This is a genomic window from Microbacterium sp. MPR-TSA4, assembly GCF_058792815.1.
In genome coordinates this window covers 98,838-125,651 of sequence record NZ_JBXAFF010000001.1, presented here as the reverse complement: position 1 = coordinate 125,651, position 26,814 = coordinate 98,838, and the positions used below count along the sequence as shown (strand labels likewise).

At 71.7% G+C, this 26,814-nt stretch carries 25 protein-coding genes and 1 tRNA gene; 21 read left to right on the top strand and 5 right to left on the bottom strand.

The features are described 5' to 3' along the window. Positions 1-126: 126 nt before the first annotated feature. From pdhA to AC1Q49_RS00595, 3 genes are read left to right on the top strand one after another with little or no spacing between them, the layout of a single operon-like run. Entirely contained in the window at positions 127-1,251 is a 1,125-nt protein-coding gene (gene pdhA / locus AC1Q49_RS00605; RefSeq protein ID WP_082734086.1) for a pyruvate dehydrogenase (acetyl-transferring) E1 component subunit alpha, read from the top strand. After that, complete coding sequence (locus tag AC1Q49_RS00600; RefSeq protein ID WP_060958665.1) at positions 1,248-2,258, top strand: alpha-ketoacid dehydrogenase subunit beta; 1,011 nt, start codon at positions 1,248-1,250, stop codon at positions 2,256-2,258. Before pdhA ends, AC1Q49_RS00600 begins: the two co-directional genes overlap by 4 nt. Continuing rightward, positions 2,255-3,688, top strand: a complete 1,434-nt coding sequence (locus AC1Q49_RS00595) for a dihydrolipoamide acetyltransferase family protein (protein ID WP_492490653.1) — start codon at positions 2,255-2,257, stop codon at positions 3,686-3,688. The genes AC1Q49_RS00600 and AC1Q49_RS00595 overlap by 4 nt, the downstream gene beginning before the upstream one ends. A gap of 13 nt (positions 3,689-3,701) precedes the next feature. Here AC1Q49_RS00595 and AC1Q49_RS00590 read toward each other — a convergent pair whose 3' ends face one another. Then, positions 3,702-4,325 carry a TetR/AcrR family transcriptional regulator gene (locus AC1Q49_RS00590; RefSeq protein WP_101306433.1) on the bottom strand — a complete coding sequence of 208 codons (624 nt, stop codon included), beginning with the start codon at positions 4,323-4,325 and terminating at the stop codon, positions 3,702-3,704. A 117-nt stretch (positions 4,326-4,442) separates the two neighbouring features. Between AC1Q49_RS00590 and AC1Q49_RS00585 the strand changes: the two genes are divergently transcribed. Beyond that, complete coding sequence (locus tag AC1Q49_RS00585) at positions 4,443-5,642, top strand: acyl-CoA dehydrogenase family protein (RefSeq protein ID WP_198553620.1); 1,200 nt, start codon at positions 4,443-4,445, stop codon at positions 5,640-5,642. A 4-nt stretch (positions 5,643-5,646) separates the two neighbouring features. Continuing rightward, positions 5,647-6,459 (top strand): HpcH/HpaI aldolase/citrate lyase family protein, encoded by an 813-nt coding sequence (locus tag AC1Q49_RS00580; RefSeq protein ID WP_492490652.1) that lies wholly within the window; start codon positions 5,647-5,649, stop codon positions 6,457-6,459. 15 nt (positions 6,460-6,474) lie between these two features. On the opposite strand, the gene AC1Q49_RS00575 is transcribed toward AC1Q49_RS00580, so the two are convergent. Next, positions 6,475-7,083, bottom strand: a complete 609-nt coding sequence (locus AC1Q49_RS00575) for a histidine phosphatase family protein (RefSeq protein ID WP_061781730.1) — start codon at positions 7,081-7,083, stop codon at positions 6,475-6,477. A gap of 28 nt (positions 7,084-7,111) precedes the next feature. Further along, complete coding sequence (locus AC1Q49_RS00570; protein WP_191008655.1) at positions 7,112-7,987, bottom strand: Sir2 family NAD-dependent protein deacetylase; 876 nt, start codon at positions 7,985-7,987, stop codon at positions 7,112-7,114. Positions 7,988-8,100: 113 nt separating this feature from the next. Between AC1Q49_RS00570 and AC1Q49_RS00565 the strand changes: the two genes are divergently transcribed. Then, positions 8,101-8,907, top strand: a complete 807-nt coding sequence (locus AC1Q49_RS00565) for a TrmH family RNA methyltransferase (RefSeq protein ID WP_492490651.1) — start codon at positions 8,101-8,103, stop codon at positions 8,905-8,907. 24 nt (positions 8,908-8,931) lie between these two features. Here the strand turns inward: AC1Q49_RS00565 and AC1Q49_RS00560 are convergent, their stop codons facing one another. Then, positions 8,932-9,804, bottom strand: a complete 873-nt coding sequence (locus AC1Q49_RS00560; protein ID WP_061781732.1) for an SGNH/GDSL hydrolase family protein — start codon at positions 9,802-9,804, stop codon at positions 8,932-8,934. A gap of 95 nt (positions 9,805-9,899) precedes the next feature. On the opposite strand from AC1Q49_RS00560, the gene AC1Q49_RS00555 reads away from it, so the two are divergent. The 6 genes from AC1Q49_RS00555 to AC1Q49_RS00530 all read left to right on the top strand — a co-directional run bounded on the left by AC1Q49_RS00555 (position 9,900) and on the right by AC1Q49_RS00530 (position 15,849). Then, complete coding sequence (locus AC1Q49_RS00555; protein ID WP_492490650.1) at positions 9,900-11,741, top strand: DEAD/DEAH box helicase; 1,842 nt, start codon at positions 9,900-9,902, stop codon at positions 11,739-11,741. 41 nt (positions 11,742-11,782) lie between these two features. Continuing rightward, a complete protein-coding gene (locus AC1Q49_RS00550) occupies positions 11,783-12,328 on the top strand; it encodes an SRPBCC family protein (protein WP_191008653.1) in 546 nt (181 codons plus the stop codon). Further along, positions 12,325-13,413 (top strand): VIT1/CCC1 transporter family protein, encoded by a 1,089-nt coding sequence (locus AC1Q49_RS00545; RefSeq protein WP_492490649.1) that lies wholly within the window; start codon positions 12,325-12,327, stop codon positions 13,411-13,413. Before AC1Q49_RS00550 ends, AC1Q49_RS00545 begins: the two co-directional genes overlap by 4 nt. 73 nt (positions 13,414-13,486) lie before the next feature. Continuing rightward, positions 13,487-13,571 (top strand) — tRNA-Leu (locus AC1Q49_RS00540). Between the two features lie 123 nt (positions 13,572-13,694). Continuing rightward, the gene (locus AC1Q49_RS00535; RefSeq protein ID WP_492490648.1) at positions 13,695-15,005 is read left to right on the top strand and encodes a M20/M25/M40 family metallo-hydrolase; all 1,311 of its coding nucleotides are present in this window, start codon (positions 13,695-13,697) and stop codon (positions 15,003-15,005) included. A 10-nt stretch (positions 15,006-15,015) separates the two neighbouring features. After that, a complete protein-coding gene (locus AC1Q49_RS00530) occupies positions 15,016-15,849 on the top strand; it encodes an undecaprenyl-diphosphate phosphatase (protein WP_101306429.1) in 834 nt (277 codons plus the stop codon). Here AC1Q49_RS00530 and AC1Q49_RS00525 read toward each other — a convergent pair whose 3' ends face one another. Next, positions 15,850-16,722 carry a PAC2 family protein gene (locus AC1Q49_RS00525; RefSeq protein ID WP_101306428.1) on the bottom strand — a complete coding sequence of 291 codons (873 nt, stop codon included), beginning with the start codon at positions 16,720-16,722 and terminating at the stop codon, positions 15,850-15,852. A gap of 125 nt (positions 16,723-16,847) precedes the next feature. Here AC1Q49_RS00525 and AC1Q49_RS00520 point away from each other — a divergent pair, with 125 nt between their 5' ends. From AC1Q49_RS00520 to lnt, 9 genes are all read left to right on the top strand, one after another. Continuing rightward, positions 16,848-17,525: an HAD family hydrolase gene (locus AC1Q49_RS00520; RefSeq protein WP_492490647.1), complete on the top strand. Its 678-nt coding sequence runs from the start codon at positions 16,848-16,850 to the stop codon at positions 17,523-17,525. Beyond that, the gene (locus tag AC1Q49_RS00515) at positions 17,522-18,586 is read left to right on the top strand and encodes a tRNA (adenine-N1)-methyltransferase (protein WP_060958654.1); all 1,065 of its coding nucleotides are present in this window, start codon (positions 17,522-17,524) and stop codon (positions 18,584-18,586) included. Before AC1Q49_RS00520 ends, AC1Q49_RS00515 begins: the two co-directional genes overlap by 4 nt. A 4-nt stretch (positions 18,587-18,590) precedes the next feature. Beyond that, a complete protein-coding gene (locus AC1Q49_RS00510) occupies positions 18,591-19,541 on the top strand; it encodes an FKBP-type peptidyl-prolyl cis-trans isomerase (protein ID WP_492490646.1) in 951 nt (316 codons plus the stop codon). Between the two features lie 56 nt (positions 19,542-19,597). Next, positions 19,598-20,617, top strand: coding sequence for a helix-turn-helix transcriptional regulator (locus tag AC1Q49_RS00505; protein ID WP_101306425.1), 1,020 nt, complete (start codon positions 19,598-19,600; stop codon positions 20,615-20,617). Then, the gene (locus AC1Q49_RS00500; protein ID WP_061781735.1) at positions 20,614-21,582 is read left to right on the top strand and encodes a helix-turn-helix transcriptional regulator; all 969 of its coding nucleotides are present in this window, start codon (positions 20,614-20,616) and stop codon (positions 21,580-21,582) included. The genes AC1Q49_RS00505 and AC1Q49_RS00500 overlap by 4 nt, the downstream gene beginning before the upstream one ends. Positions 21,583-21,641: 59 nt before the next feature. Then, positions 21,642-21,872 (top strand): twin-arginine translocase TatA/TatE family subunit, encoded by a 231-nt coding sequence (locus AC1Q49_RS00495; RefSeq protein WP_060958650.1) that lies wholly within the window; start codon positions 21,642-21,644, stop codon positions 21,870-21,872. Positions 21,873-21,937: 65 nt separating this feature from the next. Further along, the gene (gene tatC, locus AC1Q49_RS00490) at positions 21,938-22,690 is read left to right on the top strand and encodes a twin-arginine translocase subunit TatC (protein WP_492490702.1); all 753 of its coding nucleotides are present in this window, start codon (positions 21,938-21,940) and stop codon (positions 22,688-22,690) included. Then, positions 22,687-25,197, top strand: coding sequence for a DEAD/DEAH box helicase (locus AC1Q49_RS00485; RefSeq protein ID WP_060958649.1), 2,511 nt, complete (start codon positions 22,687-22,689; stop codon positions 25,195-25,197). The genes tatC and AC1Q49_RS00485 overlap by 4 nt, the downstream gene beginning before the upstream one ends. Before the next feature lie 23 nt (positions 25,198-25,220). Beyond that, entirely contained in the window at positions 25,221-26,813 is a 1,593-nt protein-coding gene (gene lnt / locus AC1Q49_RS00480; RefSeq protein ID WP_492490645.1) for an apolipoprotein N-acyltransferase, read from the top strand. The last annotated feature ends 1 nt before the right edge of the window (position 26,814 follow it).

Genomic DNA, 26,814 nt, shown 5'->3' with positions numbered 1-26,814 from the left:
GCCACGGGTGAATGCTTGAGCTAGGTGCCAGACGGACGTAGCCTTCCAGGCAACCGGCGACGAGGCCGGCCCGGGCGGCGGTCGCTCTCCAGGAGAGAGCGGCACGGCCAGAGAGGGATGACGACGATGTACACCCTGACCACAGACGAAGCGATGACGGCGCTGGACGACACGGCGCGACTTCTCACCCCCGAGGGGCGACGCGTCGCCGACCCCCGCCTCGACCCGTGGGTGCAAGATCTGGACGCCGCGGCGCTGCGCGCCCTGTACCGCGACATGGCGATCGTCCGTCGGATGGATGCCGAAGGCGTCGCCCTCCAGCGCCAGGGTCATCTGGGACTCTGGGCTCCGGCACAGGGCCAGGAGGCGATCCAGGTCGGCACGGCACGCGCCTGCCGGGAGGACGACTTCCTGTTCCCGAGCTACCGCGAGGTGGGCGTGACGATCGTGCGCGGCGGCGCACCGGCCGATCTCGTGCTCGCGTGGCGCGGTGAGGTGCATTCGACCTACGACCCCTTCGAGCTGAACCTTGCGACGCCGCAGATCATCATCGGCGCGCAGACCCTGCACGCCGTCGGGTACGCCATGGGCGTGCAGCGCGACGGCGGCGACCAGGTCGCCGTGGCCTATTTCGGCGACGGTGCGACCAGCCAGGGCGATGTGAACGAGGCGATGGTCTTCGCATCGTCCTTCGGCGCGCCGGTCGTCTTCGTCTGCTCGAACAACCAGTGGGCGATCTCCGAGCCGGTGACGGTGCAGTCGCGGTTCCCGATCGCCGGTCGCGCACCCGGCTTCGGCATTCCGAGCATGCGGGTCGACGGCAACGACGTGATCGCGTGCACGGCCGCCATGCGGTGGGCCCTCGACCACGCCCGCCGGGGGGAGGGCCCGGTGTTCCTGGAGGCCGTGACCTACCGGATGGGTCCCCACACGACCTCGGACGACCCGACCCGCTACCGCGAACGCGACGAGGTGGAGCGGTGGCGCGCCCGTGATCCGCTGACCCGGTTGGAAGCGCTGCTGCGCAGCACCGGCGACCTCGACGACGCGGCGCTCGCCGCGATCTCGCAGGAGGCGGACGCGCTGACGGGAGCCATGCGGGAGGCCGTGCTGACGGCGGTCACCCGCCCGCCGCTGGCCGTCCTCGACGACGTCTACGCGGAACCGCACAGCGGGCTGTCACGTCAGCGCCAGCGCTTCGCGGCTTACCTCGACTCGTTCGCCGACGGCGATGCGGAGGTGTCCCGATGACGCAGCTGACGATGGGCAAGGCGCTGACCGCGGGGCTGCACCGCGCCATGACGGACGATGACCGTGTGATCGTGATGGGGGAGGACATCGGTCGCCTCGGCGGCGTGTTCCGCATCACCGACGGCCTCCTCGGCGAGTTCGGGCCGAAGCGCGTGATCGACACCCCGCTCGCCGAGTCCGGGATCGTCGGCACCGCCGTCGGCCTGGCCATGCGCGGTTTCCGCCCGGTCGTGGAGATCCAATTCGACGGCTTCGTCTACCCCGCGTTCGACCAGATCGTGTGCCAGGTCGCGAAGCTGCACTACCGCACGCGCGGCCGCGTGAAGATGCCCCTCACGATCCGCATCCCCTGGGCGGGCGGTGTCGGTGCGGCGGAGCACCACTCCGAGTCGCCCGAGGCGTACTTCGTCCACACGGCGGGCCTCCGCGTCGTGGCCGTCTCGAATCCGCAGGACGCGTACACCGTCCTGCAGCAGGCCATCGCGTGCGACGATCCGGTCGTCTTCTTCGAGCCCAAGCGCCTCTACCACTCCAAGGGCGAGGTCGACCTGGACGCCGACGTCGCCGACGCGGCGCCGATGGGGCTGGCCCGCGTCGTCCGCGACGGCACCGACGTCACGATCGTGACCTACGGGGCGCAGGTCGCCACGGCGATGGATGCCGCCGTCGCGGCCGAGGACGAGGGCATCTCGATCGAGGTGATCGATCTGCGGTCGCTGTCGCCGGTCGACTACCGCACGGTGGGAGCGTCGGTGCGCAAGACGGGACGGCTCGTCGTGACCCACGAGGCCGGCGGGGAGGCCGGGGTGGGCGCCGAGATCGTGGCGAGCGTCACGGAGCAGTGCTTCCACTACCTGGAGGCTCCGCCGCAGCGGGTGACGGGTCACGACATCCCGTATCCGCCCGCGAAGCTGGAGAAGCATCACATCCCCGACCTCGACCGCATCCTCGATGCCGTCGACCGCGTCCTCGACCGCCCCCACAGCCTGACGGGGGTGGAGCTGTGATCGCGGAGTTCCGTCTGCCCGACCTCGGGGAAGGGCTTCCCGAGGCGGAGATCGTGCAGTGGCTCGTCGCTCAGGGCGACGAGGTGGCGCTCAACCAGCCGATCGCCGAGGTCGAGACCGCGAAGGCCATCGTCGAGTTGCCGTCGCCGTTCGCGGGCACGGTCAGCACCCTCCACGCCGAAGCGGGAGACGTCGTCGAGGTCGGAGCGCCGCTGATCGCCTTCCAGGTGGCGGGGGCGGAATCCTCGGAGGATGCTGCCGTGAGCGCCGCACCCGCCGCACCTGCCGCACCCGGCGGGACGTCCGCGGCCGCCGGCGCGCAGGACCCGTCCGAGGCGCCGGCCGAGGCCGCCGTGCCGAACCTCGTGGGCTACGGCGCAGCGCCTCGGGGTACCGCGCGCCCGCAACGCCGCCGGCGCATCGGCGGCGGTGCGCCCTCGAGCGCCCGCTCGACCGCCGCGACGGCGGCCGAGCGCGTCCTCACGGATGCCCCGCACGATGTCGTCGCCCCTGCGGCGGAGGAGCTGCGGCCGGAACGACCGCGCTCGACGCCCCCGGTGCGCGCGTATGCGCGAGAGCTCGGCATCGACCTCGCCCTCGTCGAGGCCTCCGGCGTCACCGACATCATCCGCCGCGAGGACGTCGACAGATTCGCCGCGACGCTGGACGATCGCGCGCCCGGTGCGCACGAGGCTCCGGCCGACACCGCCGCGGCGAGCGGCGACGCCCCGCGGGAGACGCGGATCCCCATCCGCGGGGTGCGTAAGCACACGGCGGCCGCGATGGTGCGCAGCGCCTTCACCGCTCCGCACGTGACGACCTTCCTGGAGGTCGACGTCACGGAGACCACCCGGTTCGTGCAGAGCCTCCGGTCCGATCGTCGTCTGGAGGGTCACCGCATCGGGATCATGGCGGTGGCGGCGAAGGCCGTGTGCCTCGCGCTGCGCGCCGAGCCGACGCTCAACTCGTCGTGGGACGAGGCCGCCGGGGAGATCGTCCAGTACGGCTACGTCCACCTGGGGATCGCCGCGGCGACCGAGCGCGGCCTCGTCGTGCCGCACGTGCCCGACGCGGACCGGCTCTCGCTCGTCGACCTCGCGGACGAGATCGGCCGCCTCGCCGAGACCGCGCGCGCCGGCCGGACGACACCGGCCGCACTGAGCGGCGGGACGTTCTCTATCACGAACTTCGGCGTCTTCGGCATCGATGCGGGCACGCCGATCCTCAATCCCGGTGAGGCGGGCATCCTGGGGCTCGGTTCGGTGCGGCGGCGACCGTGGGAGCACGAGGGGGCGATCGTGCTGCGCGACCTCATGACCCTGAGCCTGTCGTTCGATCACCGGTTGGTCGACGGCGAGCAGGCGTCGCGGTTCCTGACGATCGTCGGCGACGTCCTCCGCGAGCCCGCCCGCGCCATGCTGCTGGGCTGACGCGGGGGAGAGGTCACCGGGCGGCGAGTGCGGCGTAGGCCATGTCGGCCAGCACGTCGCGCAGCATCCCGTCGTCGCCGGCATCCACCGCCGCGTCGCGCCGGGTGCGCACGGCGTAGGGCGTCGAGTTGATGAGACCGAACCCCGCGTGCGCGCGGACGCGGAGCTCCGGCTCGGTGAGGTCGGGGTGGACGGCGTGCAGCACGCCGACCCACAGCTCGACGTACTCTCGCTGGAGCCGGCGCACCTCGTGGCGGTCCTCCTCGCTGAGGCGGGCGAGATCGCGGTCGTGCACGCGGATGACGTCGGCGCCGCGGACGGCGAACTGGACATGGAAGTCGACGAGGTCGCGCAGCGACCGGTCGGGTCCGTGTCCGGCGTCGATGACGCGGCGCCCGCCCGTGAGCAGATCGTCGCTGGCGCGCAGGAGGATGGCGCCGAGCAGGGCGCGCTTGCTGTCGAAGTGGCGGTAGACGGCGGGACCGGTGATGCCGACGGCGGTGCCGAGGTCTTCCAGGCTCACACCGTCGAAACCGTGCTCGGCGAAGAGGCGGGCGGCGGCTTGCAGCAGGGAGTCGGCGCGCTGGGCCTTGGCTCGCTCGCGCGAGGTGCGCGATGCCGCAGAACGCGTTGTCATTCCAGTTAATCCTCGCTAACCTGGACCTGTGGGTTAGTGCACACTAACCCACCCGCTCGCCCGCGCGCCACGAGATTGCGGGAGGCGTTATGCGACCGCGACATCGAAGGGGATGCCATGGCGATTCTGGATCCGTACGACCACGGACTGACCGACGAGGAGCGCGAGCTCGCGCGGATGGTGCGCGCCTTCGCCGATGAACGGGTCGCCCCGCAGGCCTACGAGGCCGACCGCACCAAGACCCTCCCGCTCGGGATCGTCGCCGAGATGGGGGAGATGGGACTGTTCGGTCTGCCGTTTCCGGAAGAGGTCGGCGGTCAGGGCGGCACCTACCTCGCGCTGGGGCTCGCGATCGAGGCGCTGGGGCGGGTGGACCAGTCGATCGCCATCACGCTCGAGGCCGGCGTGAGCCTCGGCGCGATGCCGATCCACCGCTTCGGCACCGACGCCCAGCGCGCCGAACTGCTTCCCGACCTGCTCGCCGGTCGCGCGCTGGCGGGGTTCGGCCTGACCGAGCCCGAGGCGGGATCGGATGCCGGGGCCACCCGCACGACGGCGCGGCGCGACGGTGACGAATGGGTCATCGACGGGGCGAAGCAGTTCATCACGAACTCGGGCACCGCGATCACCCGCTTCGTCACGGTCACCGCCGTCACGGGCGTCGAGGACGGGCGCAAGGAGATCTCGACGATCATCGTCCCCTCCGGCACGCCCGGCTTCACCGTGGGTCCCGCCTACGACAAGGTCGGGTGGCATGCCTCCGACACCCACCCGCTCAGCTTCGACGGCGCGCGGGTGCCCGCCGAGAACCTCCTCGGCGAGCGGGGACGCGGGTTCGCGAACTTCCTCAGCATCCTCGACGAGGGCCGGATCGCGATCGCCGCTCTCGCCACCGGAGCCGCGGAAGGATGCCTGGAGGCGGCCCTCGACTACGCCGGCAGTCGCATCGTGTTCGGCGAACGGCTGGGGACGCGCCAGTCGATCCAGTTCACGCTGGCGAGGATGCAGCAGCGCGTGCACCTGTCGCGGCTGGCCTGGCTGCACGCCGCACGGCTGCGCGACGCGGGGCGCCCGTTCGCGTCGGCGGCGGCGCTCGCGAAGCTGACCGCCGGCGACGCGGCGATGGACAATGCGCGCGACGCGACGCAGATCTTCGGCGGCAACGGGTTCATGAACGAGTACCCGGTGGCGCGTCACTACCGCGACGCGAAGATCCTCGAGATCGGGGAGGGGACGACGGAGGTGCAGCTGCTCGTGATCGCCCGCGCGCTGGGACTGACCGCGCTGCCGCCGGTCGCGGCCGGCCCGGTAGCGTGAACGCATGACCGCCGCTTTCGACCTCGGACCTGCGCTGCTGTTCTGCCCGGCCGACAGCCCGGAGCGCCACGCGAAGGCCCTCGAGCGCGCCGACGCGGTGATCCTCGACCTCGAGGACGCCGTGGCTCCGGCGGACAAGGTCGCCGCGCGGGTGGCGCTCATCGACTCGCATCTCGACCCCGACCGCGTCATCGTCCGCGTCAACCCGCTGGACTCGCGCGAGATCGCCTCCGACCTCGCGACGCTGTCGCAGACCGACTACCGGCGCGTGATGGTCGCAAAGGCGGAGTCCGCCCCCGCGATCGCACGTCTGGATCCGCGGTTCGAGGTCATCGCCCTGTGCGAGACGGCCCGTGGTGTCGCCGCCGTCGAGCAGATCGCGGCGCAGGACCGGGTCGTCGCGGTGATGTGGGGCGCGGAGGATCTCGTCGCGTCACTCGGCGGCACGTCCAGTCGCACCCCGAAGGGCAAGTACCGCGACGTCGCCCGCGTCGCTCGGGCACGGGTGCTGCTCGCCGCCGGCGCGGCCGGCATCGCCGCGATCGACGCGGTGCATCTCGACATCGCCGACGAGAAGGGGCTGTCACGCGAGGCGAGGGATGCCGCGGCCAGCGGGTTCGCCGCGACGGCGTGCATCCATCCCGCGCAGGTCGAGACGATCCGGGCGGCCTACCGGCCCGACGACGACGCGCTCGCCTGGGCGCGCGGCGTGCTGGCGGCCGCCGAGGGCGAAGGCGGGGTGTTCCGCTACCGCGGACGCATGATCGATGAGCCCGTGCTCCGCCATGCGCGCACGGTCGTCGCCCGCGGCGCCTGAGCCCGCGGCATCCGCTCAGCCGACCGGGACGGCCGCGTAGGAGCGGACGCTGAGGCGGTCGCGCTCGAGCAGGAATGTGTGCGTCGAGGCGTTGGCCAGACGCTCGCCCTCGTGCGGGAAGGCGCCCGCCGACGCGTGACGGATCACCTCGCGGATGAGGGCGCCGTGCGAGACCATGACGAGCGTCGGTCCGAGCGGCGCGGTCGCCCGGCGGGCGTCGCGGACGGCCCGCTGCAGACCGGCGAGCGCGCGCTGGCGCACCTGGGCCCAACTTTCGGCGTCGGGAACCTCCGCCTGCGCCCACTCGCCCCAACGCTCACGGAACTCGTCGACGCCCGCACCCTCGGCGACGCCGTACGAGCGCTCGCGGAGCTGCCGGTAGGCGCGCGGTGCGGCGACGCCGAGCGTCGAGGCGATGATCTGCGCGGTCTCGGCCGCGCGGGACAGATCGCTGGATGCGACCACGACGGGTCCGACGCCCTCGAGCTCCTCCCGGAGCCGCTCGGCGACCTCGCGCGCCTGGGCGCGTCCCGTGTCGTTGAGCGGGATGTCGGTCGATCCCTGGATGCGGCGCGCCGCGTTCCAGTCGGTCTCGCCGTGGCGCACGAGGATGAGAGTCGTCACCCATCGAGCCTATGCGAGCGGGGAAGCCTCAGCGCACGTCGGGCAGGGCGTGCGCGAGCGCCCGGAGCACCTCGGAGGTGCCGGCGTCGATCTTGACGCTCGCGTGCACGTCGCCGCGCGTCTGTCCGCGATTGACGATCACGACGGGGAGCCGCCGGCGCCGGGCGCGCTCCAGCAGGCGGATGCCGGAGTTGACGACGAGTGACGAACCGGCGACGACGAGTGCCTCGCTGGTCTGGACCAGCTGCTCGGCCTCCGAGAACTTCACGAGCGGGATGTACTCGCCGAAGAAGACGACGTCGGGCTTGAGCATGCCCCCGCAGACGCTGCAGTCGGGGACGACGAAGCCATCGCTCGTGGACGGCAGCACGTCGCCGTCGGGCCCCAGCTCGACCGCGTCGGGAACCGTGATCCACGGGTTGTCCGCCTCGACCCGCGCCGCGAGGTCGCGGCGGTCGAACACCTGACCGCAGTGGGTGCACAGCACGCGTCGCATCGTCCCGTGCAACTCGACGACCCGGCGGCTGCCGGCGCGCACGTGCAGGCCGTCGACGTTCTGCGTGATGACGCCGTTCGCGACGCCGCGCTCCTCCAGATCGGCGAGGGCGCGGTGGCCGGCATTGGGCTGTGCGGCGGCGAATGCGCGCCACCCGAGGTGACTGCCCACCCAGTACCGGCGTCGCGACGCGTCGCTCGAGAGGAACTGCTGGGCGGTCATGGGGGTGCGCGTGGGAGCCCCCTTGCCGCGGTAGTCGGGGATGCCCGAATCGGTGGAGACCCCGGCGCCGGTGAGCACGGCGATGCGACGGCCGGCCAGCGCGTCCACGGCGCGGCGGACCGCCGCGGTGGTCTCGGGGTCGAGCTCGGGAGCAGCCCCGGACGTGCGATCGAGAACCGTCGACATGGCGTCCTCCCTCCCTCAGACCTACCCCGAGCCTACGCGCCCCGCTTTTCGCGGAGGTTACAGCGGGGTGGGGGAGTGCGCGCGGGCGCGGTCGGGCGTGACAGCATGGGCGGATGCCTGTCGTTCGTATCGACGACCCCGCCGATGACCGTCTCGCCGACTACCGCGACCTCACGGACGTCGCACTGCGTCGTGTGCTGGAGCCGGCCGGAGGGCTCTACATCGCCGAGTCGGCGAAGGTGATCGCGCGCGCCGTCGCCGCGGGACATCGTCCGCGGTCCGTCCTCGTGCAGCAGAAGTGGCTCGATGACGCGGTGCCGCTCGCCGGCGAGGCCCCCGTGTATCTGGTCGACGACGACGTGGCGGAGCGGCTGACCGGGTACACGGTGCACCGCGGTGCGCTCGCGGCGATGCACCGGCCCTCGCTGCCGAGCGTGGCCGAGGTGGTCGCCGGCGCGCGCCTCGTGCTGGTGCTGGAGGACATCGTCGATCACACCAACGTCGGCGCCGCGTTCCGCGCGGCGGCGGGGCTCGGCGCGGATGCCGTGCTGGTGACGCCGCGCTGCGCGGATCCGCTCTATCGGCGCAGCGTCCGGGTGAGCATGGGCACGGTGTTCCAGGTGCCGTGGACGCGGCTTCCGGACGAGGCGGACGGCGGGTGGACCGCCGGGCGCGCCCTCCTGCACGACGCCGGACTGCACCTCGCAGCTCTCGCGCTCGCCGACGACGCGGTCGGGCTCGACGCGTTCGTCGCCGCCCGGCCGCCGCAGGTCGCGCTGCTCATGGGCGCCGAAGGAGACGGCCTGTCGCGGCGTGCGCTCGCCGCGGCCGACACCGTCGTCACGATCCCGATGGCCGGCGGCGTCGACTCGCTCAATGTCGCATCCGCCGCCGCCGTCGCCCTGTGGGCGCTGCGGTAGAGCGGCGGCGAGCGGCCGGTCGGATCAGACCTGCTCGCCCGGTGCCGCGGTGCGGTCGCGCCCGGGGGCTTCGACGGTCACCGGCAGGGGCTCGGGGCGCTTGGCCGTGATGTTGTCGCCCGACGACTGGTGGCGCAGGCGCCGCAGCACCCACGGCACGAAGTGCGTGCGCGCCCAGACGAGGTCGTTCGTCCGGGCGGCGCGCCAGGTCAGACGCGGCAGCGGGTCGGGCTGCATGGGCTGCAGGTCGTTGGGCACGTTGAGGGCGCGCAGCACCATCCGGGCGATCTCGTGGTGGCCGAGCGCGTTGTAGTGCAGGCGGTCGTCGTCGAAGAAGCGCATGTCCTGCACCTCTTTGAGCGCCCACTGGTCGGCGACGATGCAGTCGTAGCGGTCGGCGATCGCGCGGATGTTCTCGTTGTAGATCGCCACTCGTCCGCGGATGCCGCGGAACACCGGTGTGAACTCCGTGTCGACCCCCGTGAAGACGACGAGCGTCGCGCCCTGCGAGCTCAGGCGCGCCACGGCGTCCTCGAACTGCTGCGCCACGGCATCCGGATCGCCGCCGGGGCGGATCACATCGTTGCCGCCCGCGGAGAACGTGATCAGGTCGGGGCTGAGCGCGAGCGCCGGCTCGACCTGGTCGGCGATGATCTGGGCGATCAGCTTGCCCCGCACCGCGAGGTTCGCGTACGCGAAATCGTCGACCTGCGCGGCGAGGACCTCCGCGACCCGGTCGGCCCAGCCGCGGTGGCCGTCGACCGTGCCCGGGATGGGGTCGCCGATGCCCTCGGTGAACGAGTCGCCGATCGACACCATCCGGCGCCACGGGTGCGCGCTCTCGTTGGGGACGTACGGTGAGCGGTGGTCGTCGGGGGTGGGCTCGTTCCTGCGCATGACTCTCCTGACTCGTGGTCTTCTCCGAGGCTACCGGGGTCGGAGGTCACTGCCGAGGGCGGGCGTGGGGGAGGCGTCGTTTAGGGTGGTCAGTCGTGGACGGGACGGACGAGCGAGGACAGGAGCACTTCGGCAGCTTTGCCGCAGAGCACCTCTCGCCCGCCTTCCCCCAGCGTGCCCCGTGGGGGACGGCCCAGAACCTGCGCGCCTGGCAGGCCGAGGCCCTCGAGGCCTATTTCGCCCAGGACGGTCCCGACGGCGTGGGCGGCGGCCCGCGCGACTTCCTCGCCGCCGCGACGCCCGGCGCCGGAAAGACGACCTTCGCCCTGCGCCTGGCGAGCGAGCTGCTGCGCCGCGGGATCGTGAACCGCCTGGTCGTCGTCGCGCCCACCGAGCACTTGAAGACGCAGTGGGCGGATGCCGCTGCCCGCGTCGGCATCCGTCTCGATCCCCGCTTCACCAACCGCCAGAGCGCCCCGGCGCGCCACTACCACGGCGTGGCGGTGACCTACGCGCAGGTCGCCGTCAAGGCGTCGGTGCACCAGCGGCTGACGATGGATGCCCGCACCCTCGTGATCCTCGACGAGGTGCACCACGGCGGCGACGCGCTGAGCTGGGGCGACGCGCTTCGTGAGGCGTACGGGCGCGCCACGCGCCGGCTCCTGCTGTCGGGCACCCCCTTCCGCAGTGACACGGCTCCCATCCCGTTCGTGGAGTATCACCCGAACGAGAAGGGCATCCGCCTCTCCCGCACGGACTACAACTACGGCTACGGGCGGGCGCTCGCCGACGGCGTGGTGCGTCCGGTGCTCTTCCACGTCTACGCGGGGCAGATGAAGTGGCGGACGAAGGCGGGCGACGAGTACGAGGCTCACCTCGGTCAGGACAACACGAAGGACATCAACGCGCAGGCCTGGCGGACGGCGCTCAACCCCGAGGGCGAGTGGATCTCCGCCGTCCTGCGCTCCGCCGATCGGCGACTCACCGAGGTGCGACAGGACGTGCCGGATGCCGGGGGTCTGGTCATCGCGACCGACCAGACGGCGGCGCGCGCCTATGCGGCGATCCTCCGCGACATCACGGGAGAGCCGACGACCGTCGTGCTGTCCGACGACAAGGCGGCGTCGGGCCGGATCGAGACCTTCGCGACCTCGACGTCGCGGTGGATGGTGGCCGTCCGCATGGTGTCGGAAGGCGTCGACGTTCCGCGGCTCGCCGTCGGCGTCTACGCGACGAGCGCCTCGACACCGCTCTTCTTCGCCCAGGCGATCGGTCGTTTCGTCCGCGCCCGCCGGCGGGGTGAAGCGGCATCCGTGTTCTTGCCGAACGTGCCGCCGCTGCTCGCCCTGGCGAACGAGATGGAGCGGGAGCGCGACCACGCCCTCGACCGCGAGGAATCGGACGACGACGGTCTCGAGGACACCGTGCTCGAGGAGGCCGAACGAGAGGACAAGGCCTCGGACGCGCTGATCGAGGAGGGCAGCTATCAGGCCCTCGGCTCGGTGGCGCACTTCGACCGGGTGCTCTACGACGGCAAGGAGTTCGGGCAGCTCGCGGTACCGGGCACCCTCGAGGAGGAGGAGTTCCTGGGCCTTCCGGGCCTGCTCGAACCCGAGCACGTCCACGAGCTGCTGATGCAGCGGCAGTCCCGCCAGAGTCGTCACCGTCGCGCCCGTGAGGCGAAGGAGGGCGCGGTCGCCACCGACAGCACGGATGCGGGCGAGGCGTCCCTTCCGCCCGCCCTCCACCGCACGCTGCGCGAACAGCGCCAGCTGCTGAACAGTCTCGTCGGCCTCTACGCCCGCCAGAGCGGCGAGCCGCACGGCGCCGTGCACGCCGAGCTGCGACGGGTGTGCGGGGGACCGGAGGTGGCCCGCGCCACCGTCGCGCAGCTGCAGGCCCGCATCGAGGTCCTCCGCGCCCGCGTCCGGTCCTGACATCGCACCACGCCGACACCGGCGCGCGTACACTCGCGCCCATGCGCCGCGGCTACGACTTCACGTCGCGATGGGTGGTCCCGGCATCCGTCGAGCGGTGCTGGGCGCTGTGCGAGCAGAGTCTCGTCTCGGGCGAGGTGCCGTGGTGGCCTTCCGTGCGGATCGTGCCCGGGGCGCGCGCTCCCGCCGTCGGAGACGTGCGGCATCTGGAGGTGCGCAGTCCCTGGGGCTACCGTCTGCGGGTCGCCCTGACGGTCACGGAGGTGCGACCCCCGCACCTGCTCGCCGCGACCAGCACGGGCGATCTGGTCGGCATCGGGCGGCTCGCCATCGCGGCGCGGCCGGGATCGCCCGCAGACGGCGCCGCGCTCACCTGGATCTGGCGGGTCGAGCTCACGCGGCGATGGATGCGCCTCGCCGCTCCCGTGCTGCGCCCCGCGTTCGTCGCCGCGCACCGTCTGGTCATGCGCCGCGGTGAGCGGGGGCTGAGGGCTGCGCTCGCCGGTGCTTCGGAGATCCGAAATCCTGACAATACCGGCGTGAGCGGTCGGCGCCGCCGCCGTCGACGGTACCGTGAAGCCCCGTGAGCCCGACCCCGAAACCCACGCAGAGAGACCGGCGCCGCTGGGCGCGCTATCTCGCCGACGAGCGTGCCGAGGCGCAGGTCTATCGCGCCTTGGCCGCACGGCGCGAGGGGGAGGAGCGTGAGATCCTGCTCGCGCTCGCCGAGGCGGAAGGACGACACGAGGCGCACTGGCTCGAACTGCTCGGCGGGGAGCCCGTCCGCCTTCCCGCACCCGGGTTCGGCTCGCGCGTGCTCGGGTGGATGGCCCGCCGATTCGGGTCGATCTTCGTGCTCGCCCTCGCCCAGAACGCGGAGGGACGATCGCCCTACGACAGCGAGCCGTTCGCGACCGCGCGGATGGTCGCCGACGAGAAGATCCACCGCGAGGTGGTCCGTGGGCTCGCGGCTCGCGGGCGACGCCGGCTGTCCGGCACCTTCCGCGCCGCCGTCTTCGGCGCCAACGACGGACTGGTCTCGAACCTCGCCCTCGTGATGGGCATCGGGGCGACCGGCGTCGGCGCGCAGTTCGTGCTGTTCAGCGGGATCGCGGGACTTCTCGCGGGCGCGCTGTCGATGGGCGCCGGCGAGTACGTCTCGGTGCGCTCGCAACGCGAGCTGCTCGACGCGACCGAGCCCAGCGGATACGCCGATCACGTGCTCCCAGATCTCGACCTCGACGCCAACGAGCTCGCTCTCGTCTATCGCACCCGCGGCATGGACGAGCAGGAGGCGCACGATCTCGCGCGCCGCGTCGTCGAGACGGCGCACGCCGCGGACCGTGGCGAGCCCTACCGTCTGCCGCGGGCCGCCGGTGCCGACCACGAGGTCGTGGGCAGCGCGCTGGGGGCCGCCGGGTCGAGCTTCCTCTTCTTCGCGTCCGGTGCGATCATCCCCGTGCTGCCGTGGATCTTCGGCTTGAGCGGCCTGCCCGCGGTCGCCTTCGCGCTGCTGCTGGTCGGCACGGCGCTCACCGCGACGGGCGCGATGGTCGGGCTGCTGTCGGGCGCGCCGCCGCTGCGTCGCGGGCTCCGCCAGCTCGCGATCGGGTTCGGAGCGGCCGCCGTGACCTACCTGCTCGGTCTGCTGTTCGGCGTGTCGGCGGGCTGAGCGCGACCTCGATTCCACGTCTGGCGTCGGATCTGGTACTGTCGATCTTCGGTTGCGAAACCGAAAACCACCTGCGCGGGTGGCGGAATAGGTAGACGCGCTAGCTTGAGGTGCTAGTGCCCGTATAGGGCGTGGGGGTTCAAGTCCCCCCTCGCGCACAGAGAGAAGAAGGTCCCGTCAGGGGCCTTTTTCTTTTGCCCCGATGGATGTCGGGGCGAGGTCCCGTGTCGTCGTGTGTCACCGCGCGGAGGCCCCCTCCCGATCGCAGTACCGTGGTGAGCATGTCCGCATCCGAGCTGCCTGAGACCGAGCTGCCCGAGGTCGTCGCCGTCGCGCGCGATCTGATCCGCTTCGACACCACCAACTTCGGCGAGGGGCGCTCGCACGGCGAACGCGAGGCCGCGGAGTACGTCGGGGCCTACCTCGAAGGTCTCGGACTCCGCCCGGAGTACTACGAGCCCATCCCGCGCCGCACCAACCTCAGCGTGCGGGTGCCGGGGCGCAATCGCGACAAGCCCGCCCTCGTCCTGCACGGCCACCTCGACGTGGTCCCCGCCGTCGCCGACGACTGGAGCGTCGACCCGTTCGGCGGCGTGATCAGGGACGGCATGCTGTGGGGGCGCGGTGCCGTCGACATGAAGGACATGGACGCGATGATCCTCACCTCTGTCGCCGAGCTCCTGAGAGCGGGGGAGCAGCCGGAGCGCGACCTGATCCTCACGTTCTTCGCCGACGAGGAGAACGGCGGGGTGGAGGGCTCGCAGCTGGTCGTGCGGGATCGGCCGCACTGGTTCGACGGCGCCACGGAGGCCATCAGCGAGGTCGGCGGCTACTCGATCCCGGTGGGCGAGCAGCGCGCCTATCTGCTGCAGGTGGGGGAGAAGGCCCTCGTGTGGCTCCGGCTGCGCGCTCGCGGCACCGCCGGCCACGGCAGCCGCTTCCACCCGGACAACGCCGTGACGAGGCTGTCCGAGGCCGTCGCCGCCCTCGGGCGGTCGGTCTGGCCGCTCGAGCTCACCGCCACCACGCGCCAGACCGTCGACGGCCTCGCGGCCCTGTGCGGCGTCGACCCCGCCGATCCGGATGCCGTGGCGGACGTGACCGGCGCGGCATCCGGTTTCCTGCGTTCCACCTTCCGCACGACGACCAATCCCACGGGTCTCGTCGCGGGGTACAAGCACAACGTCATCCCGGATGCAGCGGTCGCGACGATCGACGTGCGCACGCTCCCGGGCCAGGAGGAGCGGGTGCTCGCGGAGATCCAGCGCATCGTGGGCGACGACATCGAGGTCGAGATCTCGCATCGCGATATCGGGCTCGAGGTGCCCTTCCGCGGAGAGCTCGTGGAGGCGATGGTCGGGGCGCTCGAGCGGCACGATCCGGGGGTTCCGGTGCTGCCCTACCTGATGGGCGGCGGCACCGACAACAAGGCTCTCGCCGAGCTCGGCATCGCCGGATACGGGTTCGCGCCGCTGCGGCTTCCCACGGATCTCGATTTCACCGGTATGTTCCACGGTGTGGACGAACGCGTCCCCATCGACGCGTTGGTCTTCGGGCAGCGCGTGCTCACCGATCTGATCCGCACGTACTGAAAGGGCCCCCATGCACCTGTTCGAGGCGATCATCCTGGGCCTGGTCCAGGGACTCACCGAGTTTCTCCCCGTCTCCTCCAGTGCCCACCTGCGCATCATGGGCGAGTTCCTCCCGTCCGCCGAAGACCCCGGCGCGACCTTCACCGCCATCACCCAGATCGGCACCGAGCTCGCGGTGCTCGTCTACTTCTGGGGCAAGATCGTGCGGATCATCTCCCAGTGGGCGAAGTCGCTGACCGGCCGCGTGCCGCGCAACGACCCCGACGCCCGCATGGGGTGGATCGTCATCATCGGCACGATCCCGATCGGCATCGCCGGGTACCTGTTCCAGGAGTCCATCCGCAACACGTTCCGCAACCTCTGGCTGGTCGCGATCGTGCTGATCGTCTTCGGTCTCCTGCTCGGCGCCGCCGACGCGTTGGGGCGCCGCACCCGCACCGAGAAGGACCTGACCTACGGGCACGGCCTCGCTCTGGGCCTGGCCCAGATGCTCGCCCTCGTCCCGGGTGTCTCGCGCTCCGGTGCGACGACGACGATGGGCCTGGCCCTGGGCTACACCCGTCCGGCCGCGGCGGAGGTCGCGTTCCTGCTCGCGGTGCCGGCCGTGTTCGGCAGCGGCCTCTACGAGCTGGTGCAGGCCATCAAAGACCCGGGCGACCAGGTGTACAACATGTTCGAGACGGGCGTCGCCACGGTCGTCGCGTTCGGCGTGGGCCTCGCGGTGATCGCGTTCCTGATGCGCTACCTCAAGCGCGGCAGCTTCCTGCCGTTCGTGCTCTACCGCCTGGCGCTCGGACTCGTGCTGATCGTGCTGCTGAGCTTCGGAGTGCTGCAGGCGTACTGATCAGGAGCGGCGGGGGTCGTCGCGACCGGGTTTGCCGGGGCCCTCGCCGCTTCCGCCGCGGCGCAGATAGCGCTCGAACTCCTGCGCTATGGCGTCTCCGGACGCTTCGGGGGAGTCCCAGGTGTCGCGGGTCTGCTCCAGCTGGTGGATGTACTCGGTCATCTCCTCGTCGTCCGCCGCCGCGGCATCGATCGACGCCTCCCAGGCGAGGGCCTCGGCGGGCAGCTCGCCGCGGGCGACCACCGCTCCGGTCAGCGCCATGACGCGATCGAGCAGCGCGAGCGTGGCCTTCGGCGACGGCGTGTGGCCGGCGACGTAATGCGGGACACTCGCCCACAGGGCCGCGGTCGGGATGCCGGCCGCCTCGGCAGCCGCGGAGAGCACGGTGAGGATGCCGGCCGGCCCCTCGTACGTCGGCTTCTCCAGTCCCAGCGCGGCGCGCAGCTTCTCGTTGTCGCTTCCCGCGAACACCGAGATCGGGCGGGTGTGGGGCACATCCGACATCATCGAGCCGAGCGCCACGATGCCCGTGATGTCCTCGCTGAGGGCGGCGTCGATCAGCTCGGCCGCGAACGACTGCCAGGCGCGGGCGGGCTCGACGCCGGAGAGCACCCACAGCCGTGTGCCCTCGGCGGGATGCAGCGGCCGCCACACGGTGGCGTCGGGCCAGCTGAGGGTCCGCGAGCCGTCGGCTTCCACCTTGAGCTGCGGTCGCGTGTACTGGTAGTCGAAGTAGAGCTCCGGGTCGACCGAGAAGACCTCGCGGTAGGCGCCCGACTCGCGGATGTGCGCCGCGGCGGCGGAAGCGGCCTCGCCCGCGTCGTTCCATCCGTCGAAGGCCACGACCAATACGCGGTTTCCGAGTTCGTCCACTCCGCCCCTCTCGCACGGTGAATCGATCCCTCAACGATACGCGTCGCGACCGGCGACGGGGCGGCGCCCGCGCGCGACGCGCGGTGCCGGCGGGACGCCGCGGAGCGCGTCGGTAGCATGGTCCGGTGAGCCCCGCCCTTCCCGTCGCCGTCCTGTGGGACATGGACGGCACCCTCGTCGACACCGAGCCGTACTGGATGGAGGCGGAGACCGCGCTCGTCGAGAGCTTCGGCGGCACCTGGACCCACGAGCAGGCGCTGACGCTGGTGGGGCAGGGCCTCGAGACGTCGGGAGCGATCCTGCAGGAGGCCGGCGTGCGGATGTCGGTCCGCGACATCGTCGACCACCTCACCGCCGAGGTCACCCGGATGCTGGCCGAGCGCGGCAACCCCCTGCGGCCGGGCGCGGCTGACCTGCTGAGCGCTCTGCGGTCGGCCGGGGTGCGGTGCGCCCTCGTGACGATGTCACTGCGGTCGATGGCGGAGCAGGTGGTGGCGCCCTTCGGCGACACCTTCGAGCTGATCGTCGCCGGCGACGACGTCACCCGCCCCAAGCCCCACCCCGACGCCTACCTGCAGGCCTGCCGGGCGCTCGGCGTCGAACCGTCGGAGGTCGTGGCGATCGAGGACTCGCCGACGGGGGTGCGCGCCGCGGTCGCCGCCGGGGTCACCACCATCGGGGTCCCGCTGATGGTCTCGCTGGTGGGTGCCGGCGCCCACACCCTCTGGTCGACGCTCGCCGAGCGCACGCCCGATGACATCGCCGCCGTGTACGCGGCACACCGCACAGGAGATCACACATGACAACGCCCACCCCTCTCGTCGACCTCCGACCGAGCGGGCCGTTCCGGCTGGGCGACCGGGTGCAGCTGACCGGCCCGAAGGGGCGTCTGCACACCGTGACGCTCCGCGAGGGCGGCGAGCTGCACACGCATCACGGCGTCCTCAAGCACGCGCAGCTGATCGGCCAGCCCGACGGATCGGTCGTGACCAACTCGGGCGGCCACGAGTACCTGGCGCTGCGCCCGCTGCTGCGCGACTTCGTCATGTCCATGCCGCGCGGAGCGGCGATCGTCTATCCGAAGGATGCGGCGCAGATCCTCGCCTCCGCCGACATCTTCCCGGGCGCCACCGTCGTGGAGGCGGGCGTCGGCTCGGGCGCGCTGTCGATGTGGCTCCTGCGCACGATCGGATCGGCCGGCCGCCTGGTCTCCTTCGAGCGTCGCGAGGAGTTCGCCGAGGTGGCCCGCGCCAACGTCGAGACCTTCTTCGGCCACGCGCCCGAGGCCTGGGAGGTCGTGGTCGGCGACCTCGTCGCGGAGCTGCCCGGCGCGGTGGACGCGGCATCCGTCGACCGTGTCGTCCTCGACATGCTGGCGCCCTGGGAGTGCATCGACGCGGTCGCCGACGCCCTCACGCCCGGCGGTGTCGTGCTGTGCTACGTGGCCACCGCCACCCAGCTCAGCCGCGTCGCCGAGTACATCCGCGGCACGGGCCTGTTCACCGACCCCGAGGCCACCGAGACGATGGTGCGCGGCTGGCACGTGGAAGGTCTCGCCGTGCGCCCCGACCATCGGATGGTGGCGCACACCGGCTTCCTCATCACGGCGCGCCGTCTGGCGCCCGGAGCGATGCCGCCCGACGTGCGCAAGCGTGCGCTCAAGAAGCCGAGCTATGCCGACGCGGATGTCGAGGCGTGGACCCCCGGTGCGGTCGGCGACCGCGAGATCACCGACAAGAACCTCCGCAAGCGGGTGCGCGAGGCGCAGCGCGCCGCCGACGGGGCGCGACAGGCCACCGCCGGCGCCGACGCGGACACCGGCCCCGACGGCGCGGGGGAGCGGGCCGCGGACGACGTAGACTGATCCGGTGCGCCGGATCCCTGCTGCCCTCGCCGTCGTCGGCCTCTCCGTCCTGACCCTGGTCGGGTGCGCGTCCGCATCCCCATCGGCCGCCGCGTGCGACCGTGGGGCCGACCCGTCCGGCGTGCTCGACACCGTGAGCGTCTCCGGCGCCGAAGGCACCCCCGAGGTGACCCTGAGCGCTCCCGTCTACGTCGATCACACCGTCGCCGTCGACGAGACCGTGGGTTCGGGCCAGCGCGTGACCTCCGACATGCAGGACGTGCAGTTCGCCATCACGATCATGAGCGGCTCGACCGGGCAGAAGATCCTGACCTCCGGCACGCAGGTCACCCCGCTGTCGAAGTGGCGCGAGCAGTACGCCGGCTTCGCGGACATGATGATGTGCGCGACGGAGGGCTCGCGGATCGTCGGGGCCGTGCCGGCCAGTGACCTCTCCGACGCCGCGGCTCAGGGCTGGGGCCTCAGCGGCAGCGATGCGATCGTCGTCGCGATCGACCTCCAGAAGGTGTACCTCGCCGCCGCCGACGGTGTCCCGCAGTACAACGACCGCCGCGGCATGCCGTCGGTCGTGCTCGCGCCCGACGGCACACCCGGCGTCATCATCCCCGACACGGCCCCGCCCACCGATCTCGCGGTCGAGGTGCTGAAGAAGGGCGACGGCCCGGCCGTCGGCGGAACCGACAGCATCCGCATCAACTACACCGGCGTCACGTGGGCCGATCGCAAGGTCTTCGACTCGACGTGGGAGAACGGCGCCTCGGCGGCCGTCACCCTCGACGCGGTGGTGCCCGGCTTCGCTCAGGCGCTCGACGGCCAGACGGTCGGGTCGCAGATCCTCGTCGTGATCCCGCCGGCGCTCGGATACGGCGACACGGCGAGCGGCTCGATCCCCGCAGGATCGACGCTCGTGTTCGTCATCGACATCCTCGGCGTCGACACGCCCGCCACGAGCTGACGACCGCGACCGCGCGGCAGCGCCGCCGGCGCACAGGCGACGCCTAAGATTGTCGGGTGCCCACCGAGACCGTCCGCAGCGCGCCCGAGGAGCGTCTGGTCAACCTCGTCGTCGCCCTCATGGCGACCGAGCAGGGGCTCACGAAAGACACCATCCTCGCCTCCGTCGCGGGCTACCGCGAGCAGAGCAGCGCCGGCGCGTCCAAGGATGCGCTCGAGAAGATGTTCGAGCGCGACAAGGAGAACCTGCGTTCGCTCGGCATCCCGGTCGAGACGATCGGCGACTACGCCGACCCGGACGACCTCCGCGAGGCGCGCTACCGCATCCCGACGGCCGAGTACGAGCTGCCCGCCGACATCGAGTTCACCCCCGCCGAGCTCGCCGTCCTGAACCTCGCCGGCGGCGTGTGGAGCGAGAGCTCCATGTCGGCCGATGCGCGCAGCGGTCTGCGCAAGATCCGCGCGCTCGGCATCGAGGTCGACGCGCCGATCATCGGATACTCGCCGCGCGTCAACCTGCGGGAGGCCTCGTTCGGGCCGCTGCAGAGGGCGATCGAGCAGGGGCGCGTCGTCGAGTTCGCCTACCTCAAGGCCGGCGACGAGACCGCACGGGTGCGCCGCGTGCAGCCGTACGCCCTCGTCGAGTACGAGGCGCGCTGGCACGTGTACGGGTTCGACCTCGCCCAGGACGACGTGCGCACCTTCCTGCTGTCGCGCATCGTGTCGGATGTCGCGATCACCCGCGCCGGCTTCGATCTCGCGCTGCGCGAGGGCGCCGGTGAGCGCGCGCTGGCCGGTCTCGAGGCCCTCGCGGCCCGTCAGCAGGCGCTGCTCGAGATCGCTCCGGGCACCGAGGCCGCCCTGCGTCTGACCCGCCGCGCGACGGATGCCGAGCAGGGGATCCGGGTGCCGTACGTGGACGTCCACATCCTCGCCGACGAGCTCGCCTCCTACGGCCCGGAGGTGCGCGTGGTCGAGCCGGCCGCGCTGCGCGATCAGGTCATCGCCCGACTCGAGCGCACGCTCCGGCTGCACGCCGGCCCGGATGCCGCGACCGACGAGGGGGCGGGGTCATGAGCCGTCGTCGCAAGCCGCTGCTGGCGACCGATCGGGCGGCGCTCATCCTGCAGCTCGTGCCCTACCTGATCGGGAAGGGCGAGGTGTCGCTCACCGAGGCCGCCGACGAGTTCGACGTGACCGTCGAGCAGATGCGCGGGATGGTCGAGAAGCTCACCGTGATCGGCCTGCCCGGCGACGGCGGCTTCTGGCAGATGGCCAACGACCTGTTCGACATCGACTGGGACCTCCTGGACGAACAGGACCTCATCGTGATCACGAACACGGTGGGTCTGGAGCGCACCCCGCGGCTGACCGCACCGGAGGCGGCCGCGCTGCTGGCCGGGCTGCGTGTCGCGGCGACACTGCCCGGCGTCGGCGACAGCGGCGTCGTCCAGGGCCTGCTCGCCAAGCTCGCACGGGGCGCGTCGGGCGTGCCGGCCGATGTCATCGTCGCCCCCGACACGGTCGACGACGTGCGCCTGACGGTCGCGCAGGCTCTCCGCGAGCACGTCGCCGTGGCCTTCTCGTACCAGGCTCCCGATGCCGCGCCCACGACCCGCACGGTCGACCCGGTCAAGGTGCACATCGCGGGTGGCCAGTGGTACCTGCAGGGATGGTGCCATCTGCGGCAGGCGATGCGCACCTTCCATCTCGACCGCGTCTCCGACGTGCGTCTGACCGACATCGCGAGCACCCACGGCGAAGACTCGGTGCCCGCGCTGTTCGAGGGCGCCGCGGGAGACGTCGAGGTCGAGGTCCGCTATCGCGCGTCGGCGGCGCCGTTGCTGGCCGACTACGTCGTGCTGGACGACCCGGCCACGATCGACGCGGAGATCCGGTCGGCCCGCGTTCGGGTGGGCGACGCGCGGAGCCTCAAGCGCGTCGCGACGCGGCTCGGCGGCGACCTCGAGGTCGTCTCTCCGGATGCCGCACGCCGCGCGACCGCCGCGTGGGCCGAAGCGGGGCTCGCCCAGTACCGCTGAACCCATCCGTCGGGGCGGCAGGTAGACTGGCCAGCAACCCCACACCCGAGGAGACCCTCATGCTCGGAGGCTTGACCGGCTGGCACCTGCTGGCCCTCGTCATCATCATCCTGCTCCTGTTCGGGGCGGCGAAGCTCCCGGCTCTGGCCAAGAGCGTCGGACAGTCCGCTCGTGTCTTCAAGGGCGAGATGAAGGCGATGAAGGAAGAGGACGCGCCCGCCGCGCCGACCGCACCCAACGGCACCAGCCCCGCCCCGACGGCGGAACCCGGTACCGACACCAAGCCCTGACACTCGTGGCCACGGTCGACTCCGCGCGCATCGCCGAAGAAGAGGGTCCGCGCCGTGACCGGCGGATGTCGCTGGGCGAGCACCTCAAGGAACTGCGCCGTCGGTTCATCATCGGGATCATCGCGCTCGTCGTGGGGATGGTCGTCGCGTGGATCTTCACCGATGCGATCATCTGGGCGATGACCGAGCCCATCCGCGTCGTCGCCGAGCAGCGCGGCGACGCCGACGTCGTCACGCTCATGTACCAGAGCATCACGGGCCCGTTCGACATGCGGCTGCGGATCTCGCTGGCCGTCGGCGTCATCATCTCGGCCCCCGTGTGGCTGTGGCAGGTGTGGGCGTTCCTGGTCCCCGGCCTCACGCGCAAGGAGGTCCTCTACACGATCGGCTTCGTCTCCGCGGCGATCCCGTTGTTCGCCGCGGGAGTGTTCGTCGGGTGGCTGATCATGCCCCACATCGTCGAGCTGATGGCGTCCTTCACGCCAGAGGGCGCCTCGAACATCTATGACTCGAAGTACTACTACGACTTCGTCTTCAAGCTCCTGCTCGTCGTCGGCGTCTCGTTCGTCCTGCCGGTGTTCCTCGTCGCGCTGAACCTCGCGGGCGTCATGAGCGGCATGGCGATCCTGAAGGGCTGGCGCGTGGCCATCCTCGTCGCCTCGGTCTTCGCGGCGCTCGCGACACCGGCCGCCGACATCGTGAGCATGCTGATGCTGGCCGGCATCCTCACCGTCCTCTTCTTCGCGGCCGCCGGTCTGTCCGTCCTGTTCGACCGTCGACGCGCCAAGCGCGAGAAGGCCCTCGGTCTCGAGCTGTGACGGATCCCGCCACCCGCTACGCACAGGCGCAGGCGCGTCAGGCCCACCCTCTCACCGCCGCCTTCGCCGACGAGCAGAGGTTCGAGCTCGACCCGTTCCAGATCGCCGGATGCCACGCTCTGGAAGAGGGGCGCAGCGTGCTCGTCGCCGCACCCACCGGGGCGGGAAAGACGATCGTCGGAGAGTTCGCCGTGCACCTCGCCATGCGCGAGCCGGGCGACAAGGCCTTCTACACGACCCCGATGAAGGCGCTGTCCAACCAGAAGTTCCGCGAGCTGCAGCAGGTCTACGGCGAGGACGAGGTCGGACTTCTCACCGGCGACACCAACATCAACGGGAACGCGCGCGTCGTCGTGATGACCACCGAGGTGCTGCGCAACATGCTCTACGCCGACTCGCCGGCGCTGCGCGGCTTGCGGTACGTCGTGATGGATGAGGTCCACTACCTCGCCGACCGCTTCCGCGGCGCCGTGTGGGAAGAGGTCATCATCCACCTGCCCGCGCGGGTGCGGCTGGTGTCGCTGTCGGCGACCGTCTCGAATGCCGAGGAGTTCGGCGACTGGCTCGACACCGTGCGGGGGGACACCGCCGTCATCGTGTCCGAGACGCGACCGGTGCCCTTGGAACAGCACGTTCTCGTGCGCGGCGACTTGCTGCCCCTGTTCGACGATCGCGCCGGCATCGCGACCGCGCAGGTGAACCAGGAGCTGATGCGCCTGAGGTCCGTGCGCGGCTCGTCGTTCGAGAGCAACCGGCGCGCGCAGGAGCACCGCTCGCAGGAGCACCGTTCGCAGGGACACCGCGCCCACGGTCAGCGGTCCGCAGGCGACCGTGCGCCGGGACAGCGACCGTCCTCCGGCGGGCGGCGCCCCATGCGCGCGGCGAACGCCCAGCGCATCGAGCGCATCGATCGCCCGCAGGTCGTCGAGCTGCTCGCGCGCGCCAACCTGCTGCCCGCGATCTTCTTCATCTTCAGCCGCGCCGGGTGCGAAGGCGCCGTGCAGCAGGTCCGACGTGCCGGCGTGCGCCTCACCGATCGCGACGAACGCGACGAGATCCGGCGCATCGTCGACGAGCGCACGGCCGCGCTTCCCGACGAGGACTTGGCCGTGCTCGGCTTCTGGGAGTGGCGCGAGAACCTGGAGCGCGGCATCGCCGCCCACCACGCCGGTCTGCTGCCCGCCTTCAAGGAGATCGTCGAGGAGCTCTTCCAGCACAAGCTCGTCAAGGTCGTGTTCGCGACCGAGACCCTCGCCCTCGGCATCAACATGCCCGCGCGCACGGTCGTGCTCGAGAAGCTCGAGAAGTTCAACGGCGAGGCGCGGGTCGCGATCACCTCGGGGGAGTACACCCAGCTCACCGGACGCGCGGGACGCCGTGGCATCGACGTCGAGGGTCACGCCGTGATCCAGTGGACCGAGAGCCTCGATCCGCAGGCGGTGGCCGCGCTCGCCTCGCGGCGCACCTATCCGCTCAACTCCAGCTTCCGCCCGACCTACAACATGGCCGTGAACCTCATCGACCAGTTCGGGCGCGCCCGCGCGCGGGAGATCCTCGAATCCTCCTTCGCCCAGTTCCAGGCCGACCGCGCGGTCGTCGGCCTGGCGCGCGAGGTGAAGGAGGCCGAGGACTCGCTCGCCGGGTACACGGCCGCGATGACGTGCGATCGCGGCGATTTCGCCGAGTTCGCGCGGATGCGGCGTGAGCTCACGGATCTGGAACGCAAGGGCGACCGGTCCAGCTCGCCGAAGCTCCGCCAGCAGCGGCAGGAGCAGCTGGAGTCGCTGCGACGGCGTCTGAAGCGGCATCCGTGCCAGACCTGTCCCGATCGCGAGAAGCACGCCCGGTGGGCGGAGCGGTTCTGGAAGCTGCGGCGGCACACCGACAAGCTGCGTCAGCAGATCGATGCGCGCACCGGCACCGTCGCGCGCATCTTCGATCGCGTCGTCGACGTGCTCGCGGCGCTCGACTACGTCGCGGTGGACGCCGACGGCGTGACCACGCTCACCGCGGCCGGCGCGACGATGAAGCGCATCTACGGCGAGCGCGATCTCCTCGTCGCCGAGTCGCTGCGCACCGGCATCTGGGCAGACCTGGATGCCGCGGGGCTCGCCGCGCTGGCCTGCAGCCTCGTCTACGAGCCGCGTCGCGACGAGAGCGGCCCGGGGGAGCGCGGGCTGCCGCGAGGCGCGTTCCGCGACGCGCTGGCGGCCACCCAAGAGCTCTGGGCGCGACTGGACGACCTCGAGCAGGACCACCGCCTTCCCGGGTCCGCGCCCGTCGCCACCGGCCTCGCCCCGGCGATGCACGCCTGGGCGCGCGGCGCGAGCCTCGACCGGGTGCTGCAGGAGGCCGACCTCGCCGCGGGCGATTTCGTGCGCTGGACGAAGCAGACCATCGATCTGCTCGATCAGCTGTCGATGGTCGCCGACCCGCCGATCGCGACCACGGCGCGCTCGGCGCTCGACGCCGTTCGTCGCGGCATCGTCGCTTACGGCTCGTTCTGATCCCGCTCGCTTAGGCTCGTTCCGTGCCCCGACTCCCGCGACCGTCCTCGCCGCCCCCGAGGCCGCTTCTGCCGCTGTGGGCCGCGGCGGTGACCTCGGCCGCGGCGGGGCTGCTGCTGACGCTCGCCTTCCCCGCCCTCTCGTGGTGGCCGGTGGTGTTCGTGGCCGTGCCCCTCGCGCTGGTCGGGCTCATCGGACGCAGCGTGCGCGGTGCGCTCCTGGTCGGGCTGCTGTTCGGAGCCGGGCTGTTCTTCGTGAACTTCTCCTTCACGGCGCGCTATCTCGGTCCGGTGCCGTGGATCGCGCTCGCGAGCCTCGAGTCCGTCCTCACCGCCGTGATGGCGGTGCCGATCGCCCTGGCCTACCGCTGGCTGCCGCGGTGGGCGCCGGGAACGGCGGGTCGTCTGGTGGCGCTTCCGGCGCTCGTCGCGGGACTGTGGGTGTCGCGGGAGGAGCTGCAGGGGACATTCCCCTACGGAGGGTTCCCCTGGACGCGGATCGCCGTCACCCAGGCCGACTCTCCCCTGGTCGACGTGACGTCGTGGACGGGGATGAGTGGGCTGTCCTTCCTGATCGTCTTCGCCTGCGCCGCCGCGGTCGAGGCCGTACGTCTGGGGCGCCTGCGCGATCTGCGCACCGCGCTGCCGGCGGCGCTCACGGTGCTCGTGATGTTCCTGCTGCCGGCCTTCCCCACGACGGATGCCGGCAGCATCCGCGTGGGCGCGGTGCAGGGCAACGGGCCCGCCGGCTACTTCGACGAGCGGGCGGCCTACGACGTCCTGCGGGCTCAGCTGGCGGCGACGGCGCCGATCGAGGACGAGGACATCGACGTGCTGCTGTGGCCGGAGGGCGGCATCGACGCCGACGCCCTGTCGAACACGTCGGTGCGTGCCGCGCTCGACGCGCTCGCGGGCCGCGTCGGCGCGCCGCTGCTCGTGAGCGGCGTGACCCAGCGGGGCGATCAGTACTTCAACTCGTCGATGCTCTGGAAGGACGGAGCCGACAACCCCGTCGCCCTGTACGACAAACGGCATCCCGTGCCCTTCGGGGAGTACGTGCCCGATCGCTGGTTCTACGACATGCTGGCCCCGGATCTCATCGGGCTCATCCAGCGGGAGTACACGCCGGGCACGTCGACACCGATGTTCGACGTCGACGGTGTGGGCGTCGGTCTCGCCATCTGCTTCGACGTCATCTACGACGACGTGATCCGCGAGGGCGCTCTGGCCGGTGCTCAGGTCTTCATGTTCCAGACAAACAACGCCGACTTCCGGGGCACCGACGAGAACCTGCAGCAGCTCGCGTTCGCGCGGATCAGGGCCGTGGAGTCCGGTCGGGCGGTCGTGAACCTCTCCACCGTGGGAACCAGTCAGGTCATCGGTCCGGACGGGCGCACGATCGACGCCCTGCCCGCCGACGAGCCGGGGGCGATGGTCACCGACGTGCCGCTGCGCACCGGTCTGACGCCCGGCATCCTGCTCGGCGAGGCCCTGCAGACCCTGCTCGGGTGGGGGAGCGTCCTCGCTCTGGCGGTGGTCGGCCTCGTCGCGCGGCGCCGCGCGCGCACGCCGAAGACGCCGACCCCCGAAGGGGCCGGCGTCATCACGGGGGAGTGAG